The sequence below is a fragment of the Pedobacter antarcticus genome, from assembly GCF_900112985.1.
In the GTDB taxonomy this organism is placed as follows: Bacteria; Bacteroidota; Bacteroidia; order Sphingobacteriales; family Sphingobacteriaceae; genus Pedobacter; species Pedobacter antarcticus.
The window spans coordinates 80,514-97,824 of the sequence record NZ_FONS01000010.1; the positions used below are offsets into that span (position 1 = coordinate 80,514).

The 17,311-nt window shown below is 38.1% G+C and carries 12 protein-coding genes, 1 tRNA gene and 1 pseudogene; 8 read left to right on the forward strand and 6 right to left on the reverse strand.

The features are described from left to right. Nucleotides 1-51: 51 nt before the first annotated feature. Nucleotides 52-2,856 (reverse strand): excinuclease ABC subunit UvrA, encoded by a 2,805-nt coding sequence (uvrA, locus tag BM192_RS17015; protein ID WP_037437881.1) that lies wholly within the window; start codon nt 2,854-2,856, stop codon nt 52-54. 263 nt (nt 2,857-3,119) lie between these two features. On the opposite strand from uvrA, the gene BM192_RS17020 reads away from it, so the two are divergent. From BM192_RS17020 to BM192_RS21415, 5 genes and pseudogenes are all read left to right on the forward strand, one after another. Beyond that, nucleotides 3,120-3,695, forward strand: coding sequence for an RNA polymerase sigma factor (locus BM192_RS17020; protein WP_037437883.1), 576 nt, complete (start codon nt 3,120-3,122; stop codon nt 3,693-3,695). Nucleotides 3,696-3,787: 92 nt separating this feature from the next. Then, nucleotides 3,788-3,982 carry a hypothetical protein gene (locus tag BM192_RS17025; RefSeq protein ID WP_037437884.1) on the forward strand — a complete coding sequence of 65 codons (195 nt, stop codon included), beginning with the start codon at nt 3,788-3,790 and terminating at the stop codon, nt 3,980-3,982. Nucleotides 3,983-4,042: 60 nt separating this feature from the next. After that, a complete protein-coding gene (gene nth, locus BM192_RS17030; RefSeq protein WP_074591283.1) occupies nt 4,043-4,714 on the forward strand; it encodes an endonuclease III in 672 nt (223 codons plus the stop codon). 122 nt (nt 4,715-4,836) lie between these two features. Continuing rightward, on the forward strand, nt 4,837-5,850 hold the full coding sequence (recA, locus tag BM192_RS17035; RefSeq protein ID WP_037437888.1) for a recombinase RecA: 1,014 nt from the start codon (nt 4,837-4,839) through the stop codon (nt 5,848-5,850). A 373-nt stretch (nt 5,851-6,223) separates the two neighbouring features. After that, a pseudogene (locus BM192_RS21415) lies at nt 6,224-6,384 on the forward strand (transposase); the annotation flags it as partial. Here BM192_RS21415 and BM192_RS17045 read toward each other — a convergent pair. Both BM192_RS17045 and tsaD read right to left on the reverse strand, forming a co-directional pair. Then, nucleotides 6,368-6,550, reverse strand: a complete 183-nt coding sequence (locus BM192_RS17045) for a hypothetical protein (protein WP_037437889.1) — start codon at nt 6,548-6,550, stop codon at nt 6,368-6,370. The pseudogene BM192_RS21415 and the gene BM192_RS17045 overlap by 17 nt on opposite strands. A gap of 7 nt (nt 6,551-6,557) precedes the next feature. Then, nucleotides 6,558-7,571 (reverse strand): tRNA (adenosine(37)-N6)-threonylcarbamoyltransferase complex transferase subunit TsaD, encoded by a 1,014-nt coding sequence (tsaD, locus tag BM192_RS17050; RefSeq protein WP_037437890.1) that lies wholly within the window; start codon nt 7,569-7,571, stop codon nt 6,558-6,560. Nucleotides 7,572-7,657: 86 nt separating this feature from the next. Here tsaD and BM192_RS17055 point away from each other — a divergent pair, with 86 nt between their 5' ends. Next, complete coding sequence (locus BM192_RS17055) at nt 7,658-12,082, forward strand: translocation/assembly module TamB domain-containing protein (protein ID WP_234797586.1); 4,425 nt, start codon at nt 7,658-7,660, stop codon at nt 12,080-12,082. A 3-nt stretch (nt 12,083-12,085) separates the two neighbouring features. Here the strand turns inward: BM192_RS17055 and BM192_RS17060 are convergent, their stop codons facing one another. The 3 genes from BM192_RS17060 to BM192_RS17070 all read right to left on the reverse strand — a co-directional run bounded on the left by BM192_RS17060 (nt 12,086) and on the right by BM192_RS17070 (nt 15,282). Then, nucleotides 12,086-13,297 (reverse strand): bifunctional 3,4-dihydroxy-2-butanone-4-phosphate synthase/GTP cyclohydrolase II, encoded by a 1,212-nt coding sequence (locus tag BM192_RS17060; RefSeq protein ID WP_037437892.1) that lies wholly within the window; start codon nt 13,295-13,297, stop codon nt 12,086-12,088. 137 nt (nt 13,298-13,434) lie between these two features. Continuing rightward, a complete protein-coding gene (locus tag BM192_RS17065; protein WP_037437893.1) occupies nt 13,435-14,871 on the reverse strand; it encodes an LptF/LptG family permease in 1,437 nt (478 codons plus the stop codon). Between the two features lie 30 nt (nt 14,872-14,901). Beyond that, the gene (locus BM192_RS17070) at nt 14,902-15,282 is read right to left on the reverse strand and encodes an START-like domain-containing protein (RefSeq protein ID WP_037437895.1); all 381 of its coding nucleotides are present in this window, start codon (nt 15,280-15,282) and stop codon (nt 14,902-14,904) included. 103 nt (nt 15,283-15,385) lie between these two features. Here BM192_RS17070 and BM192_RS17075 point away from each other — a divergent pair. Together BM192_RS17075 and BM192_RS17080 are read left to right on the forward strand one after the other, a co-directional pair. Beyond that, nucleotides 15,386-15,462 (forward strand) — tRNA-Met (locus tag BM192_RS17075). Nucleotides 15,463-16,238: 776 nt separating this feature from the next. Continuing rightward, nucleotides 16,239-17,051 carry a hypothetical protein gene (locus tag BM192_RS17080; RefSeq protein WP_037437896.1) on the forward strand — a complete coding sequence of 271 codons (813 nt, stop codon included), beginning with the start codon at nt 16,239-16,241 and terminating at the stop codon, nt 17,049-17,051. Nucleotides 17,052-17,311 lie beyond the last annotated feature (260 nt).

Here is a 17,311-nt window from a genome sequence, read left to right on the forward strand (position 1 = left end):
AACTTTGAATGCTGTTTTTGAATAAAATTAGCTTAAAATAGCTGACATTTTTCAAGCCTTCAAATGATCTTTTAAATATTTACCTGTATAAGAACCTTTTACTTTCGCCAGATCTTCAGGTGTACCTTCAAAAACTATATTGCCGCCGGCATCTCCTCCCTCTGGACCGATATCTATAACCCAGTCTGCCGATTTGATCATGTCCATGTTGTGTTCAATAACCAGAATCGTATTCCCTTGTTCAATTAACGTATTCAAGGCAATTAACAGTTTTTTAATATCATGGAAATGCAGTCCGGTTGTCGGCTCATCAAAAATAAAAAGTGTTTTGCTAGCATGATTCCCTTTGATCAGGAATGACGCCAGCTTGATCCTTTGCGCCTCACCACCAGACAGTGTATTAGAGGATTGTCCCAGGTGAACATAACCCAGGCCAACATCAACCAACGGCTGCAGCTTATTGAGAATCTTCGGCTCTTTAGCGAAAAACCCAACTGCTTGTTCTATAGTGAGATCTAGTATATCGGATACATTTTTATCTTCATAAGTGATATCCAGTACCTGCTGTTTAAATCTTCTTCCATTACACGCTTCACAGGGTAAATAGATGTCTGCCATAAACTGCATCTCAATCTTCACTTCACCTTCTCCCTGACAAACGTCACAACGTCCACCCTCAACATTAAAAGAAAATGCTGCTGGTTTTAAGCCTGCTGCTTTCGATGCTGGTAAAGCTGCAAACAAAGCCCTGACATCATCCCAGGCTTTAACATAGGTTACAGGATTAGACCGGGACGATCTCCCAATGGGGTTCTGATCGACCATTTCAACCTGACTAACCTGTTCATAATCGCCAAAGATACCGTCGTATAAACCTGTTTGCTCACCTGCATAATTCCCTATTGCTTTTTGTAAAGCAGGGAACAAAATCTTTTTAATCAGACTTGTTTTTCCAGAGCCCGAAACGCCGCTGACTACGGTAAAAACACCGAGAGGAAACTTCACCGCTATGTTTTTTAAGTTATTCTCTCTGGCTCCTTTAATCAGAATATGACTTGCCCACTTTCTCCTCATGGCCGGAATAGCGATCTTTTCCTTTCCTGATAAATAAGCCCCGGTAAGACTTTTTTTATCTTTAATAATCTGATCATAAGTACCGCTAAATACCAGATTACCACCATGTGTGCCTGCCTCAGGACCAATATCAATTATATGGTCTGCGGCACGCATCATTTCTTCTTCATGTTCCACAACGATTACCGTATTCCCAACATTACGCAGAGAAACGAGGACTTCGATTAATTTGTTGGTATCCCTTGGGTGCAACCCAATACTTGGTTCGTCCAATACATAAATTGAACCGACCAGACTGCTGCCTAGCGAAGTTGCTAAATTAATACGCTGTGACTCACCGCCCGAAAGCGTATTCGACAACCGGTTCAGGGTAAGATATCCCAAACCAACATTATTCAGATAAAGCACCCTGCTGGTAACTTCAGCCAATAATCTCTTAGAGATCTTGACATCTGAAGGACTTAGGTCCAGATTATCAAAAAATTCCTGAATACGGGACAGGGGCATTAAAACAACGTCAATAATTGACTTCCCTGCTATTTTTACATAGGATGCATCTTTTCTAAGTCTTGAGCCTTTACAATCCGGGCAGACTGTTTTACCTCTATATCGTGATAACATTACACGATACTGAATCTTAAATGTCTGAGTTTCCAGATCTTTAAAGAATGCATCAAGGCCTTCGAAATATTTGTTTCCGGTCCAGAGTAATCGCTGCTCTTTCTCAGTAAGTTCGCTGTAAGAACGGTGTATAGGAAAATCAAATTTGGAAGCCGTAGCAATCAGTCTGTTCAGCCATTCCCGCATTTTCTCCCCACGCCATGGTGCTATGGCATTGTCATAAACACTTTTGCTCTTGTCTGGAATAACCAGATCTTCGTCAATACCAATGACATTTCCATAACCTTCACATCGTTTACACGCGCCATAAGGATTATTGAAACTAAAAAAGTTCGGTGTAGGCTCTTCAAAGCGCATGCCGTCGAGTTCAAAACGATCACAGAAATGACTGATCTTACCCTCATGTTCGACATAGCAGTCTCCCTTACCTTCAAAAAATGCTGTTTGAATAGAATCTGCAAGCCGGCTAAGCGTCTCCTCGTCATTATGAAAGACAATTCTGTCGATTAATATTTTAACAGTCCCGGAATCTTTTAGCTCTTTGTCTTCGAAGCTTTCGTCTTCAAGTATAGTCTCAATTTTAAATATTTTATCATCCAGATAGATTCGCAAAAAACCTTTCTGAAGCAATACCGCAAGTTCTTCCTTAATTGACCTGTTGTTATGAGGATGAAGGGGACAGAAAATTGTAGATACATTTTCTTCTCCCAAACCACTGATAAAATCGACTACAGTGCTGACCGTATCTTTTTTGACTATTTCTCCGGATTCCGGTGAATAGGTTTTACCTATTCTCGAAAATAATAGTTTCAGATAGTCATAAATCTCTGTTGAGGTACCTACAGTTGATCTTGGATTTGACGTAATTACTTTCTGCTCAATGGCTATAGCGGGCGCGATACCTTTAATATAATCTACGTCCGGCTTGTTCATCCGGCCCATAAATTGTCTTGCATAAGAAGACAGGCTCTCTACGTAGCGCCTCTGCCCTTCTGCATATAAGGTATCGAATGCAAGTGATGATTTACCTGAACCCGACATCCCTGTAATCACAACCAATCTGTTCTTAGGGATGGCTACATCTATGTTTTTCAGATTATGGACCCTCGCCCCTTTAATGATGATATTCTGATGTGGATCTTTCTCCGTTTCCTTGCTCATTTACTTCCTTCTGGGATTTGCTAATATAAACCAAAAAACATTATGTTGGTTTTCAGGCTGACAGCAAAAATACAGCACTTTAGCTAATTAATTTTTTTTTAGTATTTTTATTGTTGAATTCTAACAAAAAAATGCTTCTTTTGGAGTTGTAACAGAAATTTGAAACTCACAATCAAAAACCACATAGGAGAATAGCTATAGAAAAAAACATCTACTCAGTATTTTTTTAGCAAAAAGCAAGGGAATTAAGTACGGATAATCCTATGAAGTTACAAACCTATAGTGACCAGAATCTGGTTAAATTATATCTGACGGGCGATGAATCAGTCCTGGAAGAGTTATTAAGAAGACATAAGTCAAAAATATATACCTCTATTTATCTATTGGTGAAAGACCAGTACCTTGCAGAAGACATCTTTCAGGATGCTTTTATTAAGGTGATTAATACACTGCGCTCTGGCAGGTATAATGAAGAAGGTAAATTTCTGCCATGGGTGATGCGTATCGCGCATAATCTGGTTATTGACTATTTCAGAAAAGAAAAGCGCGCACCTGTTATTACCAGTGCAGATGGTAGCGATGTACTAAATCTTCTTCAAATCCATGAAGAAAATGCAGAAGACAAATTACTACGTGAACAAACACACACTGATTTAAGAATGCTGATTCAGCTTTTGCCTGATGAACAGAAGGAAGTTCTGATTATGCGCCATTATGCAGACCTGAGTTTTAAAGAAATTGCAGACCTCACTGATGTCAGTATTAATACGGCACTTGGACGGATGCGTTATGCACTAAGTAATCTGCGCAAAATGATGAAAGTAAAAGAAGTAACTTGAACTTACCGAAAATTTCAAAATAATTAATCCAAAAATTTTAAAATAAATTTAAAGTTGTGGCGTTTTATTAGCATATTCAATAAACAATAAATATGCGTATGATGATAAGCTCTACTCCTGTTACCAACCAGTGCTTTAACCAGCCAGCTGAGAATTCCAATACTGAGTTTTTCAACGAGTCTGATACAGCATTTTACGAAAACATTAAGCCTCAGCTGGACCAGCTTAAAAAGGATCCGCAAGAGGAAACCATCTCAAGGATTCTGGCCTACTCGAAAAGTCTTTAATTTGGTTTAAAAGAACAAGCTGCCCTCTGAGGCAGCTTTTTTTGTTTTATCTTTGCCCTTATGCTAAAAAAAGAACGGTATCAGCGTTTCGTCGAACATTTTTCGGCAAAACAACCGGATGCAGAAACAGAATTGCATTATAATAATCCTTTTCAGCTTCTGATTGCAGTAATATTGTCTGCACAGTGTACCGATAAACGGATTAATCAAATCACCCCAGCACTTTTTCAACGTTTTCCAACTCCCCGGTCGCTCGCAGAGGTCACACCAGACATTGTATTCGACTATATCAGAAGTGTCAGTTATCCAAATAATAAAGCTAAACATCTGGTGGGTATGGCCAGCATCCTGATGAATGAATTTAATAATGAAGTGCCATCTGATATAGATCAGCTGCAGAAAATGCCAGGTGTAGGTCGTAAGACTGCAAACGTCATTGCATCCGTTATTTACAACGCTCCGGCGATGGCTGTCGACACCCATGTATTTAGGGTATCGAACAGAATAGGATTAACGATAGGCAAAACACCACTGGCTGTTGAGAAAGACCTGGTCAAAAATCTTCCAAAAGAAACCATTCATATCGCTCACCATTGGTTGATTCTCCATGGGAGGTACGTATGTGTAGCAAGGTCACCTAAGTGCAAAATTTGTGAGATCACATCTTTCTGCAAATATTTTGAAAAACAAAATAAACAGACAAAAAGTCTCGGAGAACTTTCAAACAAATAGTAATATTTTTAGAAAAAACACATTAGATTGAAATATATTACTTATTTTTGCTAAAATAATTAGCAGATAAACTACCATCATAAATAATTAATACTTTATATTTACGAGTACAAAGAACAACGATGAATCCAAACGCAGATAAACTAAAAGCTCTTCAACTTACTTTAGATAAGTTAGAAAAATCTTACGGTAAAGGTGCCGTGATGAAACTAGGTGATACACCTACTGAATCTATTGAGTCAATTTCAACGGGCTCTATCAGTTTGGATATTGCTTTAGGCATTGGCGGTGTACCAAAAGGCCGTGTCATTGAAATATATGGCCCTGAGTCTTCAGGTAAAACAACTTTAGCGACTCATATTATTGCTGAAGCACAGAAAAAAGGCGGTGTTGCCGCATTTATAGATGCAGAGCATGCATTTGATAAGTTTTATGCTAAAAAATTAGGTGTTGATGTAGACAATCTATTGATTGCACAACCAGATAATGGAGAGCAGGCATTGGAGATTGCTGATAACCTGATCAGATCCGGAGCTATTGATGTTATTGTTATTGACTCTGTTGCTGCTTTGGTTCCAAAAGCGGAAATCGAAGGTGAAATGGGAGATTCCAAAATGGGACTTCAAGCGCGTTTAATGTCTCAGGCGCTGAGGAAATTAACCGGTACAATTGCCAAAACGGGTTGTTGCTGTATCTTTATTAACCAGCTGCGTGAGAAAATTGGTGTTATGTTTGGTAATCCTGAGACCACAACAGGTGGTAATGCCTTAAAATTTTATGCATCTGTACGTCTGGATATTCGCAGAACTTCCCAGATCAAAGATTCTGATGAAGTCTCAGGTAACCGTGTAAAAGTAAAGATCGTTAAAAATAAAGTTGCTCCACCTTTCCGTATTGCTGAATTCGATATTATGTTTGGACAAGGTATTTCAAAAGTTGGTGAGATTATCGATCTGGGTGTTGACTTTAACATTATTAAAAAAGCAGGATCATGGTTCTCTTACGGCGAAACCAAACTTGGACAGGGAAGAGATGCTGTAAAACAGTTGCTACTGGATAACCCTGAGTTATCTGACGAGATCGAAGCTAAGATCAGAGCAGAAGTTACAGGCGAGAAACTGGAAGAATTATTATAATCGAACAAATTCCGGAAACAAATAAAAAGGCGTTATGCATTGCATAACGCCTTTTTTATTTGCTGAAAAAGTATGGAAATCTGCATTCACATCCGGGTATTATTAAAGGTTAAAACGGTGTTGATAGGGTGTTGATACGGTGTTGAGTCGCTGTTGATATACCCAATTACCGACTGAACACCCTATTAACACCGGCTCAATAGCCTTTTAGCATAAAGTGAGCTAACCGGTATACTTATTTAAGGAATTAACAACATGATTAAGGTTAGGGCACAGAAAAGGATTCACTTCAGCAGCAGGACATTGAAAAATGTTCCTTACCAAAGTAGGTAGAATTTGTCATGAGTTGCTCAACTTGAGCAAGGGATTAGACACCGAAAAAAAGCGGTGCTTTGATGTTGAACCGGTCTTCGCAAATATTAAGCAAAACCACGGGTTCCGCCGCTTCGCGCTCCGGGGGGTAAAGCAAAAGTTGAAATAGAATGGGGGTTATCAGATAAATCTGTAAGATTATTTGCTATTGCGGACTCATGAATTTCAGATCCACATTAATGGCAACATAGGCTGCAATAATTATTGCAATCGCCAATACGACCAAACCAATATAATTTTTATTTTTATCCTGTCTGACCAACCAAATCAGAAACAAGACAAAAGGGATCAGCATCAGGCCGAAGAAGAAGAAGCTCATTGCATTCATAACACGCTTATTTTACAGGATTAAATTCCATTCTGGATGCAGGAGCCACATCCTGCCCGACAAATTCCTGTCGCATAAATTTATGGTGACCGGCAATAGCAATCATCGCCGCATTATCTGTACAATATTCAAAAGCAGGAATATACACATTCCAACCGAGATCAGTTGCTAGCTGCCCCAATGCATTCCTCAAACCCGAATTAGCCGAAACACCTCCGGCTATTGCTATTTCTTTAATTCCATACTGTTTAGCGGCCTTTTTCAGCTTGTTAAGCAATATCTGAACGATACTATGCTGTACGGAAGCACAGATATCATCAAGATTTTCGACAATGAAATCTGGGTTCTGCTTCTCCTGGGCCCTTATAAAATACAAAATAGAGGTCTTGAAGCCGCTAAAGCTATAATTCAAATCTTTGATTTGAGGCACTGCAAATTTATAGGCCAAAGGATTCCCCTTAGCTGCATGTTTATCTATCAAAGGTCCTCCCGGATAGGGAAGGCCTAGAATCTTTGCGGTCTTATCAAACGCCTCACCCGCTGCATCATCAAGCGATTCTCCAATTATTTCCATATCAAAATAGTCTTTTACAAGAACAATTTGTGTATGTCCTCCGGACACTGTCAGACAAAGAAAAGGAAATTCAGGTTTTGGTTCATCTATATAATGGGCGAGTATATGCGCATGCATATGGTTTACCGCAATCAGCGGAAGGTTCAGTGCCAGTGCAAAAGATTTAGCAAATGACACACCTACCAATAATGAGCCTAATAATCCTGGCCCCCTGGTAAATGCAATTGCATTAATATCCTTTTTACTAACTTTAGCATCTGCTAATGCCTGATGAATTACAGGAATAATATTTTGTTGGTGCACTCTGGACGCAAGCTCAGGAATTACACCGCCATAATTTTGATGAATAGTTTGGTTTGCAATAACATTGGCAGTAATTTTGCCGTTGTTACAAATAGCAACAGAAGTTTCATCACAAGAAGATTCGATAGCAAGTATTACTGACACGTTGATTATTATTAAGCTACAAAAATATCAAAAAACTATTAAAAATACTTCTTTGGATTATTGCATCAATTCTGCTGTTGCTGGCTGTGGTCCTATTTTCGCTGCAGTTCCGGCCAGTCCAAACTTTCGTTGCAAAAAAAGCAGCTGCATATCTATCTAAAGAGTTACAGACAACCATCTCTCTTAAAAGCATTTACGTTAAACCATTCACTTCATTGGTGCTTGAAGAATTAGTTGTACTAGACCTGCAGAAAGATACTCTACTGCATACCCAAAAGTTCATAGTAAACCTTAATCAACTATCTTTTGACAAAAGAATTATTGATATTAATACTGTACAGCTTAATGACGGGCTATTCTTCCTGAAATCTTACAAGGGAAAAGACAGCGGAACAAATCTCGATTTTATCATTAATTATTTTGATTCAGGTTCACCTACCGACACAACGAAAAAGAAAAAACCATACGATCTTACCTTCAATAGAGTTATTTTAAATAATCTTAGCTTGAAGTATAAGGATTACAATGTCGACTCCGTAGTTAATGGGGTAAATTTTGACGATGTCGAGCTCCGTAATATGAACGGTATTTTTGAGGAGTTAAATACCAAAGATCATTTATTTCAGGCTAACATAAAGAACTTGACGTTTAAAGAAAAAAGCGGCTTTTTCCTAAAAAACCTGACTGCTGAAACGACAGTAGATACCAATCGGATAGAATTGAAAAAACTACGCCTCATTACCAACAATAGTAATCTCTCTGATTATTATGAAATGAGATTTAGCAAATTTGCAGATTTTAACGACTATATCAGAAAAGTCAGGATGAAGGCCAGCTTCAAAAACAGTCATCTTGATGCTCGCGACGTAGCCTATTTCACTCCCGCCCTTGGTCAAATGAAACTGGCATTGGATATAAACGGACAAATTACTGGTCTCGTAAATAATCTAAAAGCAAAAAAACTAGCCGTGAAGGCAGGAAAGGCAACATATATTCAAGGAGATTTCAATATTAAAGGACTTCCTCTACTTAAGGAAACTTTCATGGAATTTAAAGTAGATATGGCCTCTTCCAACAAAAAAGATCTTGATGAGGTTGTAAAACAGGTTACTGGAAACAGGAAAAATGTAATTCCAGTAATCATGGAGAAATTTGGTGATATCTATTTCAAAGGAAACTTTACAGGATTTCAAAATGACTTTATAGCATTTGGTGAATTTAAGACAAAACTAGGGCGCGTTGTATCCGATGTAAATATGAAAATCAATAAAGATGGTGTTCCATCTTATACAGGAAACGTCAAAACATTTGATTTTGGCATCGGGTCCTTGCTGAATGAAGAAACATTAGGAAAAATATCTGCTTCAGTCTACATTAAAGGACGGGGAACAGAAATAGATGACCTAACTGAAAAGATCAACGGAGATATAAGCTATATCGATTTCAACGGCTATCGCTATTCCAATGTTAAAATTGACGGAACGTTTGATAAAAAATATTTCGATGGAACCTTAAATATCAGAGACAAAAATGTCTTTCTTGATTTTGACGGCGGAGTGAATCTTAATCCCAAACTACCTGAATTTAATTTTAAGGCTCAAATAAAAAAAGCGAAACTCAAAGCCCTCAATCTCATGCAGGACTCTTTGATGGTAGACGCAAATTTGAGCACCAATTTTAGTGGAACAAACCTCAATAATATTCAAGGTACATTATTGGTTCAGGCAATCGAACTAAACAATGTTAAGGGTATTTACCATATTGATTCACTACAATTACAAGCTCAAGGTATTGGCGCTGACAGGACTCTGAAGATTTCTTCAGATGTAGTGGACGCAAGTATCCGTGGGCAGTACGATTTGAATACACTTCCATCCTACTATAAGGCACTGGCTAAGACCTATATCCCCTCTCTTCAAGTTGATATAGTGAGGTCCGGCAAACAAGCTTTCCAGTTTAATCTGGATGTTAAACGTTTCGAACCTGTTGCGGAATTGCTGGTTCCTGGCCTATCAATTGAAGGGCAAGCACAACTGTTTGGAAATTTTGATTCAGAAAAAAATATCGCAACGCTAAATGGCTTCGTGAAAAAGCTAACTTATAAAGGTGTTGTTGCTAATAATATAATTATCGATGAAAATACGACAACAAATGCGTTGCAGACTATTATAACGTCAGACCGGGTAGACCTCAACGACAGCCTTTTTATCAAAAACGTGAATATCTCAAATATTTTGCGAAACGACAGTCTTTCTCTCAACGTAAAACTATCAAACGCAGAAGATGACAACCAACTGGATTTAAACGGCCTGGTGGAATTCGGCAAAGATACCACGGCAAAGATCAGCATTCTGCCTTCTCTGTTAAAGATTAATAACGAAGACTGGGCTATCCAGGAGAAGGTCCGTATTAATTTCCAACAAGGAAAAACAAGGATAAGTAATTTCGATCTAACCAATGGTAGACAAATGCTTACTATAGACGGAATTATTTCGGAAGATCAGCTTGATGAACTGATTGTTGGTTTCAAAGATTTCAGTCTAACGACAATCAATCCATTCCTTAAATCGCAAGGTATCAGCTTGGGTGGAAGACTAAATGGTGAGACTAAAATATATGGTATACTTAAAGCACCTCAGATCGGCGATAATATCAAAATAGACTCGCTCTTATTTAACGAAACCCTTATAGGCACATTAACAGATACTTCCTCTTATAATCAGTTCACCAATATGGCGAATATATACACGCGTATAAATACCAATGGGAAAGAAACGTTTAAGATTGATGGTGACTTAGATCTTAAAGAAAAGAAACTGGATCTGACAGTGAAAATGGACGACAGCGAGTTGGCCATTCTCACGCCGTTTGTTAGTGAGCTTGTCTCTAATCTGAAGGGACGCATATCGGCTGACATCGAAGTTAAAGGAGATTTTTCTGCGCCTGAAATTGGCGGAGATCTGAAGCTGGATCAAGCAGAACTGATGGTTAACTATCTTAAAACAACTTATATAATTTCGGATGAGGTTAAAGTGAGGAACAGTATTATCCAAATTAACAATCTAAATCTAAAAGACACAGGTGGCAATATTGCTACAGCTAACGGAACTGTAGATCTGAATAAAATCAGTACTCCTACACTCGACATTTCAATCAAAGCCAAAAATTTCATGGCTTTAAATACGACAGCGAAAGATAGTGAACTTTATTATGGACAAGCATTTGCGACCGGTACATTTGTATTCCGGGGTCCGACCAATAAAATGTTTATTGGTATTGATGCAAAGACCGAAAAAGGAACCGTTTTTAATCTCCCTCTTAACAGTTCTGAAACGGTTAGTAGTAAAGATTTTATAACTTTCATTAGCAAAGACACTACCGAAACCGGTAAAAATGCCGCTAGTTTTGATGGATTGACTATGAGTTTTAAGCTACAGGTCGACCCTAGCAGTACCGCAAACATATTCACGAATTTGGGGAACCTGAGTGGAAAAGGAAATGCGGATTTAAACCTGGAAATTAATAGTCTGGGCGATTTCGAAATGTCTGGTGACTATATTATTGAGTCTGGTAGCTTCGACTTCACTGCGCAAGAGATTATAAATAAAAAATTCAACATACGCCAGGGTGGGACGATTCGCTGGACTGGTAATCCAACCCAGGCTCAGATACAATTAAAAGCTATCTACGAACTCCGGGCAGGACTCAAGGACCTGTACCTTGCAGCTAACAGAAGTAAATCTGCAAATGAGGTAGACACGAGAGTTCCGGTGGAAGTGGAAATGGGGTTGAGCGGATTACTCTTAAAACCAGATATTAAGCTTGACATATTCTTCCCATCCAATCCTGTTGTAAAAGAAGAGTTACAAGCTTATTTTAATGATGCGAACAATCTGAATATGCAGGCATTCAGTTTAATTATCAGAAGAAGCTTCGCTCCGGGAAATGGAAATGAAGATTTAGGCAGACAGGTTACATCAGGGGTAACAAGTACTGCTACCGAACTCCTCTTCAATCAGTTTAACAATGTGCTCTCATCCTTAAACCTGGACTTCGTTGATATTAATATCCGCTCATTAAGTGAGGCTAGTGCTTCCTTCAAGTTTTTCAACGACCGTATTGTAGTGAATGCGGGTGTGGTAGACAGACGAAGTACTAATGACCTTTCTCCTATAGGTTTCAATAGTGCCAATGTCGGTGGTGAGGTGGAAATCCTTGCATTGATCCGCAAGGATGGAACCTTGATAGGTAAGCTGGCTAATAAGCCGCCTACCCAACAAAGTATATTTTCAAATGCAGGAATTACACAGAACGTTAATGTAACCTCACTCGGACTGATCTACAATCAGCAATTTGATAATTTCAGAGAATTCCTTCAGCGGTTATCCGGTAAAATCCGCAGGGAACAGAAGCGGAAAGAGCAAAACAATCAACAAGACAGAAAGATGAATCAATCCGTCAACAAAGAGGCCATCATTAACGAAGAAAAACGACTGCAACAACAAAAATAGTGGCTATCCTTTCATAATCGTATGCCCCATTTTATCACGCTTGGTTTTAAGATAAATCTCATTATGGGAATTGCTGGTAATTTCAATCGGAATATTTTCGACAACTTCTAAACCATAGCCGATAAGCCCGGCTCTTTTTGTAGGATTGTTAGACATCAGCTTCATTTTGCTCACACCCTGGGCGCGCAAAATTTGTGCACCCACACCATAATCTCTTTCATCACCTTTAAAGCCTAATTTGATATTAGCCTCAACAGTATCGAATCCAGCATCCTGCAGGTTATATGCAAGTAATTTATTTACAAGCCCTATTCCACGGCCTTCCTGATTCATGTATACAATAATGCCCTTGCCTTCCTTATCGATCATTTCCATTGCTTTATGCAATTGTGGTCCACAATCGCATCTGCAGGATCCGAAAATATCACCCGTTACACAAGAACTATGTACACGGACAAGGATAGGCTCCTCTGCTGACCACTCCCCTTTACTGAGTGCAAGATGAGTTGCGTTATTTTCAAGCTGGGTATAAGCAGTCATTTTAAAATCCCCCCATTCTGTAGGGAGACTGATACTCACCTCTTCCCTTATCAGACTTTCCTTGTTCAGGCGATAAGCGATGAGGTCTTTGATAGACACAATTTTGAGTTGATGTTGCGCTGCGATTTTAATCAAATCCGGGAGTCTGGCCATTTCACCATCTTCCTTCATGATCTCAACCAAAACTCCAGCGGGCTCCATGCCTGCAAGAACAGCTAAATCGACTGCAGCTTCTGTATGACCTGCACGACGGATTACGCCTCCGTCTTTTGCCCTTAATGGAAAAATATGTCCGGGTCTCCCAAGTTCTTCTGGTTTCGTTTCAGGATTTATCAATGCTTTGATCGTTTTTGAACGGTCAGAAGCAGAGATGCCGGTGGTACAACCATGGCCGATTAAATCTACAGAAACAGTGAAATTTGTCTCATATGCTGCTGTATTTTTACCAACCATCAGCTCAAGTTCCAACTCATCACAACGTTGCTCAGTGATTGCGGCGCAAATCAAACCCCGGCCGTAAGTAGCCATGAAATTAATAACTTCCGGAGTTGCATTTCCGGCAGCGGTTAGAAAATCGCCTTCATTTTCACGATCTTCATCATCCACAACGATAACTACTTTACCTTCTTTTATAGCGGCGATAGCTTCATCTATCGTATTTAATTTAATTTCCATTTTATACGTTATTCAGTCTGGGAGGTAACACCAAAAACCACCTTATTCAGCAACCAGATATACAAAGTTACAACCTTAAAGCAGATAATAAAGTCTGTAAAATCTCATCATTAACAGATTTGAACAAATCTATTTGATTATGATTCCTCCTTCTTTTTCTTACTGAATAAGTTTGTTATCAAAGCTTTGTAAGAAGAAATATCGAATAAGGCAGAATCCACTGTTGCTTTATAGGTTAGAAATACCCCGATCGGGGTGAGCACAATAATTGACATCCATATTCCCAGCATCGGGTTAATATTTCCCTGATTAGCAGATTTCTCAGCAACTGTAGAAATAATATGATAAGCCAGAAAGAAAACAATTGCCATAACTACCGGAAGACCAAGCCCCCCTTTTCTGATAATTGCGCCTAATGGGGCCCCTATAAAAAACAGTAAAACACAAGATACGGCCAGCGTAAATTTCCGCTGATATTCAATTTTGATTCTTATCAAAGCCGTTCTGCGGTCTTTGTGATCCTGCACTTTCATTTCCAATGATTGTTTGGCTGAAGCAGCCTGGTTCAATGCTTCCTGAACAGCTGAGGCTCTTTTATCTATAGGAATGGCCTCAAGAACCCCCTTATTAAAGGTTATTGGCTTAATTTTGATCTTACTATATCCTTTGGTGTAACCATTCTGCTTGAGATAAGTTCCCATACTTATTTTAGCAAAACGATCTATACTATCCAATTCTTTAGTCAATGAATCTTGTTTATGCGTCAAGCCTTTTAGGTTAAGCATCTGATTATTGGAACGGAAACTATTTTCATCGGTCCTGTTCATTTTAAAACTAGACAGATCAAATTTCTGTTCGGTTTCCCCAAAACGCATTCTGGTCAGCTGCTGCCTCGGATTGTAATTTCCACCCTGCCCGCTTGCTTCTTCATACCGAATACCATCTTTAAGCTTCAGGATCATAAACTGCTGGTCGCTGGTGGTATTCATAGTACCACTTTTGGCCATGATAATCTTAGCGACACCATTATTCCCTGTATGATCATAAATCATAACCCCTTCCAGCGAACTACCATCTCCCACTTTTTTGTCTACCCGGATTGAATATTGAGGAATACTATTGTTGAAGACCCCCTCTTTAATCATAAAACTTAGTTTTTTATTACGGACATCCCATAACAGAGAACCAAATTTCAAATTTGCTTTAGGCAGCATATATTCTGAAAAAAGGAAGGACGCAAAAGCAATACACATAATAAGTACAAGCAAAGGCCGCATAGCTTTCTGCAGGGAAACCCCTGCAGATTTGATAGCAACCAGTTCATAGTTCTCACCGAGTGTACCGAAAGTCATTATTGAAGATAGAAGAATGGCCAGTGGCAGGGCCATAGATACATTCGCAGCTGATGCGTAGAACATCAATTCCAAAATAGTATACCACTCAAACCCTTTCCCTATCAGATCATCGACATATTTAAATAGGAAAAGCATTAGCAAAATAAACATCACAATAAAAAAAGTGACGATAAAAGGCCTTATGAATGCTTTAAGAAGGAGTATGTGAATCTTTTTCAATACACAAAGGTAGGTAATGTACCTGAAAATCTATGCACCAATTACACTCAGCAAATAGGTTATCTGGTTATCCCATATCTGGGTTCTTTCTTTTAAGGTTTCATCAGTTGCAAAATCAGTAATTGCGAGCGCCACATCATTGGTTAGTTCGTCCTGAACGATTTCCATCTCAAAATAACAATGAGGCTCATCGTCGATCCATTTAAACTTAACCATCTTATTCTCTTTAAAGCTCAGCATTTTTGCTTTCTGCACCTCATCATCCCAGGTGAAAGTATATATCTGGTCTCTAAAAACCACATCATCAGCAAACCACTGAGAAAGGCCATTTGGTTCACTGATAAAACTAAACAAAATACGTGGAGACGATTTCAATTCATATTCCAGGGTAAACTTTTTCTTTTCTGACATCTTAAATCGCTTATATCTTGCTATTTGTAAACTATTTTAACTTTTTTTTCTAAAGAAAAGTATTTTATTCTATATTTGCAACTCTAAAAAATACCATCCCCTTGGCGGGGTAGCTCAGATGGTTAGAGCGCAGGATTCATAACCCTGAGGTCGGCAGTTCGATTCTGCTCCCCGCTACCAAAGCTCATCGAAAGATGGGCTTTTTTTATGCCCTTAAATGGCTATTACGTGATTTTTCGGAAACATGTGCTTATTTCAAATATAGCATAATACCCATCAAAACCTATTTAATTCGGAGAGATTTGGCGCATCCTTTGGCGCACGCCAAAATCGTTTAGCATATCACTAATGATATTCTCGCCCAAATAGAATATCCAAGAATAGATTACCCACCTTAAATAGAAGGAATAGAATTTATTTTGGATATTGTCAGACTTCAACAAGCCAAACTATGTCAGATTTTAAAGTTAATGTAGACTTCGATAGATTAAACGAATATTTCCTTAATTATACTGTTGAGCAGGTGGCCCTCTTAAAGAGTCAGGGAGGAGTACTCCACATTTGTAAGCGGTGCATTAGGAATGCCAGATATGCCTTCATTCATCTATGATAAGTTTATCCTGGATTCACTCAGTTTAGAATATATCATGTCATACATGAATGCTTTCCGCAAACGTCATTGCTCCGTGATAGCTTCCTTCCCCTTCACAATCTCCTTCGTTACTCTCAGTCACTTTAAATACCTCAGCCATCATTTAGTATATGCTCACCTACACGTCGGCTAAAACTGCGACTTCGTCTTGTGTAAAGACATACTAAGCAGCCACCCTTCGGATTACCCTCTAACTCATGATAGAGTTTTCTTTCAATCAGCTCTTAGTTATATTAAAGTTACTCATGCAGCTGAGCTAAAGAAAAAAGGTGAGTAAAATAAAACGATACTAGATGACGCATACTTGGATCATTGGAAGATTTTTGAACTATATGAAGCAACTCAAATTGATGGTAAAAGAATTCCATCAATAACCACACACAAATCATACTTGCAAAAAGCTTTATATTATTTTAATGATGTTGAGAATATTGATTATAATGCTTGTGGTAATAATTTAAGATCTGCTTTAGAAGAGGTTCTTAAAGGGATTATACCATCTAAATTTCTTCGGCAAGAGGATGGGCGACCTATATCCATAACTTCTCAAACTTTAGGCACATTAATTGTAAAGTGTACGGATTTTTTTAACCACCTAGGATTTAATGTTATACTTTTAAAAAAGTTAGATAGATATCGGGAAAGAGCTTTGAATCAAACATCTCATTATAACCCAAAATCAAATTACTTCAAAAAGGAACTGCAAGATACTTTTGAGATAATCAATGAATTGAAAAAATATAGATTTGATACAGTTGTAGAAAGAAATTCCTTTATTCAATTTTCAATTCACTCCGATTCGGGAGAAGAATACATATACACCTTTAAAGCGTTAGATGATATTTGTTTATATCTTGAAGCAAGAATTAATGCAGAATCTTTTTATTGTGTTACCGATAGAAGAACATATGCAGTTATTGGTATGTCACATAATGACAAATCTGATATTTTTCAGCCACAGCCAATCTGTAAGAATAAAACTTTAAACGAGCTATATGAAGAAACAATAACCGCTTTAGAAGCTCGGGTTGGAGCACAATGTTTGAGAGAAGCAGACATGTCTACCGTTTTTAAAAATATTTCTGGTAGAAGTTTAGAAGAGCTTAAAACATATTAAATTAATAAACTAGTCTGATAGAACTCAGCTATTATAATTAGTATCTTTACCCTGTAAACAAATAACATTTTTATATTTAAATTATCCAACAGCGGTTTTTGAAAAACATATTCAGGAATTTTAAATAGCGATAATTTATTGAAATACAGTTAGATATAAAATAAAAACACAATTAAACCAAGTGTAAAAATGTTTATGATTTTACGCAAGAGGTTTATGTTTAAAAAATATTAATCAATGACTTATGTAGATTTCTTTTC